The sequence below is a fragment of the Kitasatospora sp. NPDC058444 genome (assembly GCF_042721415.1).
Lineage (GTDB): Bacteria > Actinomycetota > Actinomycetes > Streptomycetales > Streptomycetaceae > Kitasatospora.
In genome coordinates, this window is sequence record NZ_JBHXLL010000033.1 from 16693 (window position 1) to 27809 (window position 11117).

The window sequence follows — 11117 nt, forward strand, 5'->3', positions numbered from 1 at the left end:
TCGTGAAGGGGAAGATCCATGGCGGATGACCAGAAGCTGCTCGACCATCTGAAGTGGGTGACGACCGAGCTCCGTCAGGCGCACCGCCGGATCCGCACCATCGAGGACCGCGCGCAGGAGCCGATCGCGATCGTCGGCATGGGCTGCCGCTTCCCCGGCGGCGTCCGGACGCCCGCCGAGCTGTGGCGGCTGGTGGCCGAACGCACCGACGCGGTCGGCGACTTCCCGACCAACCGGGGCTGGGCCGAGGACGAGGACGAGGACTACGCGCGGCAGGGCGGCTTCATCCACGACGCCGACGAGTTCGACGCCGAGCTCTTCGGCATCAGCCCGCGCGAGGCCACCGCGATGGACCCGCAGCAGCGGCTGCTCCTCGAGGCCTCCTGGGAGGCCTTCGAAGCCGCCGGCCTGAACCCGCGCGCGCTGCGCGGCAGCCGCACCGGCGTGTTCGCGGGCACCAACGGCCAGGACTACGGCCTGGTCGCGCTCGCCTCCCCGGAGGGTCTGGAAGGGCACATCGCCACCGGTACCACCGCCAGCGTGATGTCCGGCCGGCTCTCGTACGTCTTCGGGCTGGAGGGCCCGGCCGTCACCGTCGACACCGCCTGCTCCTCCTCGCTGGTCGCCCTGCACCTCGCGGCGCAGGCGCTGCGCTCCGGCGAGTGCGACCTGGCCCTCGCGGGCGGCGCCACCGTGATGTCGACCCCCGGCGGGTACGCCTCCTTCAACCGGCAGGGCGGGCTGGCCTCGGACGGCCGCTGCAAGGCCTTCGCGGCCGGTGCGGACGGTACGGGCTGGGGCGAGGGTGTCGGCGTGCTGGTGCTGGAGCGGCTCTCCGACGCGCAGCGGCTCGGGCACGAGGTGCTGGCGGTGGTGCGGGGGAGCGCGGTCAACCAGGACGGCGCGTCCAACGGTCTGACGGCGCCGAACGGTCCCTCGCAGGAGCGGGTGATCCGGCAGGCGCTGGCCAACGCCCGCCTGGAGGCCGCCGACGTCGACGCGGTCGAGGCGCACGGGACGGGCACCCGGCTGGGCGACCCGATCGAGGCGCAGGCGCTGCTGGCCACCTACGGCCAGGAGCGGACGGCGGAACAGCCGTTGTGGCTGGGGTCGATCAAGTCGAACCTGGGCCACACCCAGGCGGCGGCCGGTGTGGCCGGTGTGATCAAGATGGTGCAGGCGATGCGGCAGGGCGTGCTGCCGGCCACCCTGCACGCGGACGAGCCGACGCCGCACGTCGACTGGGCGGCGGGTGCGGTCAGGCTGCTGAGCGAGTCCCGGCCCTGGCCGGAGGCGGACCGTCCGCGCCGGGCGGGTGTGTCATCCTTCGGGATCAGCGGCACCAACGCCCATGTGATCCTCGAGGGCGCTCCGGCGGTCGAGGCCGAGGAGACGGCGGCGGTCCAGGGCGTGCTGCCGTGGCCGGTGTCGGGCCGGTCGGCCGAGGCGCTGGCCGCGCAGGCCGGGCGGCTGGCCGAATTCCTCGGCAGCGAGCCGGAGTTCGCTCCGGTGGACGTGGCGGGGACCTTGCTGTCCCGGGCCGGGCTGGCGCACCGTGCGGTGGTGCTCGGTGACGGCCGGGCGGCGCTGCTGGAGGGTCTGGGCGCGCTGGCGGCGGGCGAGCCGTCGGCGCGGGTGGTCTCGGGCGTCACGGCCGAGGGCCGGACGGCGTTCCTGTTCACCGGTCAGGGCGCGCAGCGGACGGGCATGGGCGCAGGGCTGTACGAGGCGTTCCCGGTGTTCGCCGAGGCCTTCGACGCGGTCTGCGCGGAGCTGGACCTGCTGCTGGACCGGCCGGTGAAGGACGTCGTCTTCGAGGGCACCGAGGATCTGGACCGTACGGTGTGGGCGCAGGCCGGGCTGTTCGCGGTCGAGGTGGCGTCGTTCCGGCTGCTGGAGTCCTGGGGCGTGGTCCCGGACGTGCTGCTCGGTCATTCGATCGGTGAGGTGGCGGCGGCGCACGTCGCCGGGGTGTTCTCGCTGGCGGACGCGTGTGCCCTGGTGGCGGCGCGCGGTCGGCTGATGGATGCGCTGCCGAGCGGTGGCGCGATGCTGGCGGTCGAGGCGACCGAGGCCGAGGTGCGGGAGGCGATCGGTAAGCGGCTGGACGTCGCCGCCGTCAACGGGCCGGAATCGCTGGTGGTTTCGGGTCCGGTCGAGGTGATTGAGGAGTTCGCGGCCGAGTGGGCCGCCCAGGGCCGGAAGACCCGTCGCCTGACCGTCTCGCATGCCTTCCACTCGGCCCTGATGGAGCCGATGCTTGCCGAATTCTCCTCCGTGCTGGCGAAGTTGACCTTCGCCGAGCCGCAGCTGCCGCTCGTCTCCAACCTGACCGGCGAGATCGCCGAGCCCGGGCTGCTCACCACGCCGGACTACTGGCTGCGCCAGGTCCGTGAGGCCGTCCGCTTCGCCGACGGCGTCCAGGCCCTGGGCCGCCAGGGCGTCACCCGCTACGTCGAGTTGGGCCCGGACACCGTGCTGTCGGGCCTGGCCGGGCAGCAGGCCGCCGACGGCGTGTTCGCCCCGTTGATGCGCCGTGACCGCTCCGAGTCCGAGACCGCGCTGACCGCGCTCGCCGCCCTGTGGACCACCGGCGCCGAACTCGACTGGTCCCAGGTCGTCCCCGGTGGACGCCGGCTCGACCTGCCGACCTACGCCTTCCAGCGGCGGCGGTACTGGCCGAAGCCCACCACCGGGGCGGGCGACGTGAAGGCCCTCGGCCAGACCGGTGCCCGGCACCCGCTGCTGGGCGCGGTGGTCGCCCTGCACGGCGGGGGGCTGGTGCTGACCGGGCGGCTGAGCCTGGCGGTCCATCCCTGGCTCGCCGATCACGCCGTGCTGGACACCGTGCTGGTGCCCGGGACGGCCCTGGTGGAGCTCTCGCTGAGGGCGGGCCGCGAGGCCGGCTGCGAGGTGCTGCGCGAGCTGGTGATCCAGTCGCCGCTGGTGCTGCCGCAGCAGGGCGGCGTCGCCGTCCAGGTGAGCGTCTCCGAGGCCGACGAGGCCGGGGACCGCACCGTGGAGGTGCTGTCGCGCGCCGAGGCCGAGGACTCCGCGTGGGTGTGCCACGCGACCGGGACGCTCTCCCCGGCGAGCGCCGCTGCCGCATCGGCCGCCGCCACCCCCGCCGTTCCCGTGGCCTGGCCGCCGGTGGGGGCCGAGCCCGTCGACCTCACCGGCTTCTACGACCGGCTGTCGGATGTCGGTTACGGCTACGGACCGGCCTTCCAGGGCCTGCACGCGGCCTGGAGGACCGGTGACAGCGTCCACGCCGAGGTCCTGCTCCCCGAGGCCGCCGCCGGCCAGGCGCAGGCCTACGGACTGCACCCCGCGCTGCTGGACGCCGCGCTGCACGCGGTCGGTTTCTCCGCTGCCATGGACGCCCACCGCGCCGCCCGGATGCCGTTCGCCTGGACCGGCGTCCGGCTGCACGCGGCCGGTGCCGCCGCGCTGCGGGTGACCCTGACCGTGACCGCCGACGGCGTGGCGCTGAGCGTCGCCGACGGCACCGGGGCCCCCGTGATGACCATCGACTCGCTCGTGCTGCGCGAGGTCGAGGCCGAGCAGCTGCGCCCCGCCGTCGATCCCGAGGTCGCCAAGGCGCTGTTCGCGCTCGACTGGACGCCGCTCACGGGGGTGGGCGCCACCGTCGAGCCCACGACCTGGGCGGTGCTCGACCCGGCTGCCGGCCCGGGAGACGCGGACAACCCGCCGCTCGCCACCCTGCCGTTCGACGCGCCCCGGTACACCGGCCCGGCCGAGCTGGCCGCCGCGCTCGACGGCGGCCGCCCGGCGCCGCAGGCCGTCGTGCTGCCCGTCCCCGCCACCGCCCCTGCCACCGCCACCGCCCCTGCCACCGCCGCCGAGGCCGCCGACCTACCCGCCCGGGTGCGGGAGACGACCGGCCGCCTGCTGTCGGTCCTCCAGGCCTGGCTGGCCGAGGAGCGGCTGACGGAGAGCCGGCTGGTGGTCGTGACCCGTGGCGCCGTCGCCGTCGGCCAGGAGCCCGTCGACCCGGTCGCCGCCGCGGCCCGGGGCCTGGTCCGGTCCGCGCAGACCGAGAACCCCGACCGGATCGTGCTGGTCGACCTGGACGGCGAGGGCTCGGCCGGCGACTGGTGCGCGGTCGCCGCCCACGGCGCCGAGCCGGTGCTGGCCGTCCGCGACGGCGTCCTCCTCGCCGCCCGGCTGGCCTGGCCCGCGGACGCGCTCGCCGTGCCCGCCGGCCGGGAGGCCTGGCGCCTGGACACCCTCGGCCCGGGGACGCTGGAGAACCTCGCCCTGGTCGTCGCCCCGGACGCCGACCGGCCGCTGGGCCCCGGTGAGGTGCGGGTCGCCGTCCGCGCCGCCGGCGTGAACTTCCGCGACGTCCTGATCGCGCTCGGCATGTACCCGGAGCGCGCGCCGATGGGCGCCGAGGCGGCCGGCGTGGTGGTCGAAACCGGCCCCGGCGTCGCCGATCTCGCCCCCGGGGAGCGGGTGTTCGGCTTCTTCTCCGGCGGCATCGCCACCACCGCGGTCACCGACAGGCGGCTGCTGGCCCGCGTCCCCGGCGGCTGGACCTTCGGCCAGGCCGCCGCCGTCCCGCTGGTGTTCGCCACGGCCTACTACGGGCTGCGCGACCTGGCCGACGTCCAGCCGGGCGAGTCGGTGCTGGTGCACGCCGCCGCCGGTGGCGTCGGCATGGCCGCCGTCCAGCTCGGCCGGCACCTGGGCCTCGACGTCTACGGCACGGCCAGCGCCGGCAAGTGGGACGTGCTGCGGGCCCAGGGCCTCGACGACAGCCGCATCGCCTCCTCCCGCGACCTGGACTTCGAGGAGTCCTTCCGCACGGCCACCGGCGGACGCGGCGTGGACGTCGTGCTCAACGCGCTGGCCGGCGAGTTCGTCGACGCCTCGCTGCGCCTGCTCGCGCCGGGCGGGCGGTTCCTGGAGATGGGCAAGGCCGACATCCGCACCCACGTCCCGCGCGAGGACGTCCGCTACCGAGCCTTCGACCTCGGTGAGGCCGGACCGCGGCGGATGGGCGAGATCCTCGCCGAGGTCATCGCCCTGTTCGACGCCGGCGCGCTGCGCGCCCTGCCCACCACGGCCTGGGACGTGCGCAACGCCGTCGAAGCCTTCCGGCACATCGGCCAGGCCCGGCACATCGGCAAGAACGTCCTCACCGTCCCGGCGCCGCTCGACCCCGAGGGCACCGTCCTGATCACCGGCGGCACCGGAACCCTGGCCGGCCTGCTGGCCCGCCACCTGGTCACCGAGTACGGCGTGCGGCACCTGCTGCTGCTCAGCCGGCGCGGCGCCGACAGCCCGGGCGCGGCCGAACTCGTCGCCGAGCTAGGCGACTTGGGCGCCGAGGCCACGGCCGTGGCCTGCGACGCCGCCGACCGCGAGGCGCTGGCCGCGGTGCTCGCCGCGATCCCCGCCGAGCACCCCCTCACCGGCGTGGTGCACACCGCGGGCGTCCTGGACGACGGCGTGTTCGACGCGCTCACCCCGGCCCGGCTCGACGCGGTGCTGCGCCCCAAGGTGGACGCGGCGGTCAACCTGCACGAGCTCACCGCCGACGCCGACCTCGCCCTGTTCGTGCTCTACTCCTCCGCCGCGGGCACCTTCGGCACCGGCGGCCAGGCCAACTACGCGGCCGCCAACGCCTTCCTGGACGCCCTCGCCGCGCACCGCCGGGCGCACGGCCTGCCCGCCCAGTCGCTCGGCTGGGGCCTGTGGCAGGACGCCAGCGCCCTCACCGGGCACCTCGCCGAGGGCTCCACCGTGACCAGCGGCGACCGGCTCGGCGGCACCCTGACCGCCGAGCTCGGACTGGCCCTCTACGACCGCGCGGCCGCCCTGCCCGCCGCGCACCTGCTGCCGATCCCGCTCGACCTCGCCGCCGCCCGCACCTCGGCCGCCGAACCGCCGTCCCTGCTGCGCGGCCTGGTCCGCTCCGCCCTGCGGCAGGCCGCCGGCGGCCCGGTGACGGGCGGGCAGGCCGCGCTGGAACGCCGGCTCCAGGGCCTGGCGGACGGTGAGCGGCGGCAGGTGCTGCTCGACCTGGTCCGGACGAACACGGCGACCGTGCTCGGCCACGCGAGCGCCGAGGCGGTCGGCCCGCGGCAGGCGTTCAAGGACCTCGGCGTCGACTCGCTGGCCGCGGTGGAGCTGCGCAACCGGCTGAACGCCGCCACCGGCCGGCGGCTGCCCGCGACCCTGGTGTTCGACTACCCGACGGCCGCGGCCCTCGCGGACTTCCTCGCCACCCGCCTGCTCGGCGCGGCCGAGGAGGCCGACCGGCCCCGCGCGACGGCCGCCCCGGCCGACCCCGGCGAGGCGATCGCGATCGTCGGCATGGCCTGCCGCTTCCCCGGCCACGTGTCCTCCCCGGCCGACCTGTGGCGACTGGTCGCCACGGGCCAGGACGGGATCGTGGACTTCCCGGCCGACCGCGGCTGGGACCTCACGGGACAGTCCGGCGCCTACGCCCCCCTGGGCGGTTTCGTCGACCACGCCGCGGACTTCGACGCCGGCCTGTTCGGGATCTCCCCGCGCGAGGCGCTGGCGATGGACCCCCAGCAGCGGATCCTGCTGGAGGCCGCCTGGGAGGCCTTCGAGGACGCGGGCCTCGACCCCCGGTCGCTCAAGGGCGAGTCGGTCGGCGTCTTCGCCGGCGCCGCGCCCTCGTACTACGGCGTCGACGTCGACCTGCCCCAGGACACCGAGGGCCACCGGCTGACCGGCGGCGCGACCAGCGTCCTGTCCGGCCGGGTGGCGTACGCCTTCGGCCTCGAAGGCCCGGCGATGACGGTCGACACCGCCTGCTCCTCCTCGCTGGTCGCCCTGCACCTCGCGGCGCAGGCGCTGCGCTCCGGCGAGTGCGAGCTGGCGCTCGCGGGCGGTGTGACGGTGATGACCGGCTCCGGGGTGTTCACCGAGTTCGCCCGGCAGGGCGGGCTGGCGGCGGACGGCCGCTGTAAGGCCTTCGCGGCCGGTGCGGACGGCACGGGTTGGGGCGAGGGCGTGGGCGTGCTGCTGGTCGAGCGGCTGTCGGACGCGCGCCGCAAGGGGCACCGGGTGCTCGCCGTGGTGCGGGGCAGCGCGGTCAACCAGGACGGCGCCTCCAACGGTCTGACGGCGCCCAACGGTCCGGCCCAGCAGCGGGTGATCCGCCAGGCGCTGGCGAACGCCGGTCTCTCGGCGGCCGACGTGGACGCGGTGGAGGCGCACGGGACGGGCACCCGGCTGGGCGACCCGATCGAGGCGCACGCGCTGCTGGCCACCTACGGCCAGGATCGTGAACTCCCGCTGCTGCTGGGCTCGGTGAAGTCCAACCTGGGGCACACCCAGGCGGCGGCCGGTGTGGCGGGCGTGATCAAGATGGTGCAGGCGATGCGCCACGGCGTGCTCCCGGCGACGCTGCACGTGGACGAGCCGTCCCCGCAGGTGGACTGGTCGGCGGGCGCGGTGGAGCTGCTGACGGAGGCCCGGCCGTGGCCGGAGGCGGACCGTCCGCGCCGGGCGGGTGTCTCCTCCTTCGGGATCAGCGGCACCAACGCCCATGTGATCCTCGAGGCCGCCCCGGCGGTCGAGGCCGAGGAGACGGCGGAGGTCCAGGGCGTACTGCCGTGGCCGGTGTCGGGCCGGTCGGCCGGCGCGCTGGCCGCGCAGGCCGGGCGGCTGGCCGAATTCCTCGGCGGCGAGCCGGAGTTCGCGCCTGTGGACGTGGCGGGGACCTTGCTCTCCCGGGCCGCGCTGGAGCACCGTGCCGTGGTGCTCGGCGACGGCCGGGAGGAACTGCTGGACGGCCTGGCCGCACTGTCGGCGGGCGAGCCGTCGGCGCGGGTGGTCTCGGGCGCCACGGCCGAGGGGCGGACGGCGTTCCTGTTCACGGGGCAGGGCGCGCAGCGGACGGGCATGGGCCGGGACCTGTACGAGGCCTTCCCCACCTTCGCGTCGGCGTTCGACGCGGTCTGCGCGGAGCTGGACCTGCGCCTGGACCGTCCGGTCCGGGAGGTCGTCTTCGAGGGCGCCGAGGATCTGGACCGTACGGTCTGGACCCAGGCCGGGCTGTTCGCCGTCGAGGTGGCCTCCTTCCGGCTGCTCGAATCCTGGGGCGTGGTCCCGGAGTTCCTGCTCGGGCACTCGATCGGTGAGATCGCCGCCGCGCACGTGGCCGGGGTGTTCTCGCTGGCCGACGCGTGTGCCCTGGTGGCGGCGCGCGGCCGGCTGATGGAGGCGCTGCCGAGCGGCGGGGCGATGCTGGCGGTGCAGGCCACCGAGGCCGAGGTGCGCGAGGCGACCGGCGGCCGACTGGACGTCGCCGCCGTCAACGGGCCGGAATCGCTGGTGGTCTCCGGTCCCGCGGAAGCCGTCGACGAACTCGCGGAGCGCTGGCGGGCCGAGGGCCGCAAGATCCGCCGCCTGACCGTCTCGCACGCCTTCCACTCGGCGCTGATGGAGCCGATGCTCGCCGAATTCGCCGACGTGCTCGCTGACTTGACCTTCGCCGAGCCGCGCATCCCGGTCGTCTCCAACCTGACCGGCGAACTCGCCGGGCCCGGGCTGCTCACCACCCCCGACTACTGGGTCCGGCAGGTCCGCGAGGCCGTCCGCTTCGCCGACGGCGTCGAGGTTCTGCACCGCGAGGGCGTCACCCGCTTCGCCGAACTCGGCCCGGACGGCGTGCTGACCGCACTCGCCGCCCAGAGCGCTCCCGACGCGGTCGGCGTGCCGCTGCAGCGCAAGGACCGGGACGGCCGCGAAACCGCCCTGACCGCCCTGGCCGTGCTCTGGACGGCGGGCGCCGGAGTCGACTGGTCCGCGCTGCTGCCCGCGGCCCGGCACCTTCCCCTGCCGACCTACGCCTTCCAGCGGGACCGCTACTGGCCGGACCCGGCCCAGGCCCCGGCCGGCACACCCCAGGCCGCCGGCTCGGCGGACCCGGCGGAGGCCGGGTTCTGGGCCGCCGTGGAGCGCGGCGACCTGGCGGAGCTGGCCGACACCCTGGACCTCGGCGAGCAGGCGCTGGACCCGGTCGTGCCCGCGCTCGCCGCGTGGCGCACCCGGCGCCGCCGGGACGAGACGATCGACGGCTGGCGCTACCGCGTCGACTGGACGCCGCTGACCGGCCTGCCCGCCACGGGGCTGCTGGACGGCGGCTGGCTGGTGGTGGCCCCGCGGGACTCCGAGCTCACCGAGTGGGCGACCACCGCGCTCCGCGCCGCGGGGGCCGAGGTGACCGTCCTGGTCGACCCCGGCACCGGCCCGGACGCGCTGGCCGCCCGGCTCGCCGAGGCGGCCGGAGCGCCGGGCGCGGTGTCCGGCGTCCTGTCGCTGACCGCCGCCGTCGGAGCCGCGCTGCCCGGCTCGGCCCTGCCCGAGGGTGCCGCCGCCACCGTGGCGCTGCTCCAGGCGCTCGGCCGGGCGGGGATCGAGGCGCCGCTCTGGGTGGTCACCCGGGGCGCCGTCCACACCGGTGGGCCGGAGGAGCCGCTGGACAGCCCGGCCCAGGCGGCGGTCTGGGGCCTCGGCCGGGTGGCCGCGCTGGAGAACCCGGAACGGTGGGGCGGCCTGGTCGACCTGCCGGCCACCGTGGACACCCGCGCCGGCGACCTGCTGACGGTCCTGCTCGGCGAGGACCTCGGCGAGGACCAGGTCGCGATCCGCGGGACGGGCCTGCTGGCCCGCCGGCTGGTGCGCGCACCGCAGGACACCGCCCTTCCGGTGCCCGCCGGCTGGCGGCCCACCGGCACGGTCCTGGTGACCGGCGGGCTGGGCGCGCTCGGCGCCGAGTCCGCCCGGTGGCTGGCCCGCCGCGGCGCCCCGCACCTGGTGCTGCTCGGCCGTCGCGGGGAGGACACCCCCGGTGCGCGGGAGCTCGCGGCCGAACTGGCCGGGTACGGCAGCCGGGTCACCCTCGCCGCCTGCGACGTGGCCGACCGCGACGCCCTGGCCGGCGTGCTGGCCGCCGTACCGCGGGACCTGCCGCTGACCGCCGTGCTGCACGCCGCCGGAGTGGACGCCCCGGGCCGGCTGGACGAGACGGACCCCGACCGGCTCGACGCGGTGCTGGCCGTGAAGACCGCCGGAGCGGTGCACCTGCACGAACTGACCGACGGGCTCGACCTGGAGCAGTTCGTCGTCTTCTCCTCGATCGCCGCGGTCTGGGGCGGCGGCGGGCAGGGCGCGTACGCGGCGGGCAACGCCTTCCTGGACGCGCTCGTGGAGCACCGCCGGGCCCGCGGCCTGGCCGGTACCTCGGTGGCCTGGGGAGCGTGGGCGGGCGCCGGACTGGCCGTCAGCGGGGACACCGCCGGCCTGCTCAGGCGCGGCGTCACCCCGATGGACCCCGAACTCGGCGTCCAGGCCCTCGCCCGGGCCGTCGACCGGGCGGAGAGCGGGCTGACCGTGGCCGACGTGGACTGGGAGGTCTTCGGCGCGGCGTTCACCTCCGGCCGGCCCAGCCCGCTGCTGCGCGAGCTGCTGGCCGAACCCGAGGCCGGGACCACCGAGCCGAGCGCCGCGGAGGACGCCGACGAGGCGTCAGCCCTCGCCGCCCGGCTGGCGGCGGCGCCGCCGCGCCAGCGCCCGCAGATCCTGGTCGACGTGGTGCGCGCCGAGGCGGCCACCGTGCTGCGCTACCAGGACGGCCGCACCGTCGCGGCCGGCCAGGCGTTCAAGGACCTCGGCTTCGACTCGCTGACCGCGGTCGAGCTGCGCAACCGGCTGAGCCGGGTGACCGGCCTGCGCCTGCCGCCGAGCCTGGTGTTCAACCACCGCACCCCCCAGCGGGTGGCCGCCTTCCTCGGCGAGGAGCTGGGAGTCCTGGCCGAGGAGCGGCCCGCCGGGCCGGACGAGGCGGCGGTCCGCGCGGCCCTGGCGGCCATCCCGCTCGAACGGCTGCGGGAGGCCGGACTGATGGACACCCTGCTGAGCCTGGCGGCTCCGGCGTCGTCCGGTGCGTCGGGCACACCGGAGCGGCACGACGACCCGGACGACCCCGACGGGCTGGACGGGTTGGGCGGGCTGGAAGGCCTCGACGGGCTGGACGACCTGGACGACCTCGACGCCGACGCATTGATCGAAATCGCACTGAACACCGAACGGGACGACGCCTGAGCCAT

1 protein-coding gene is annotated in these 11117 nt (G+C 76.4%); it reads left to right on the forward strand.

Annotated features, from left to right (window positions below):
• Positions 1-57 precede the first annotated feature (57 nt).
• The gene (locus ACFWP2_RS28250) at positions 58-11112 is read left to right on the forward strand and encodes a type I polyketide synthase (protein WP_380456556.1); all 11055 of its coding nucleotides are present in this window, start codon (positions 58-60) and stop codon (positions 11110-11112) included.
• Positions 11113-11117: the final 5 nt, after the last annotated feature.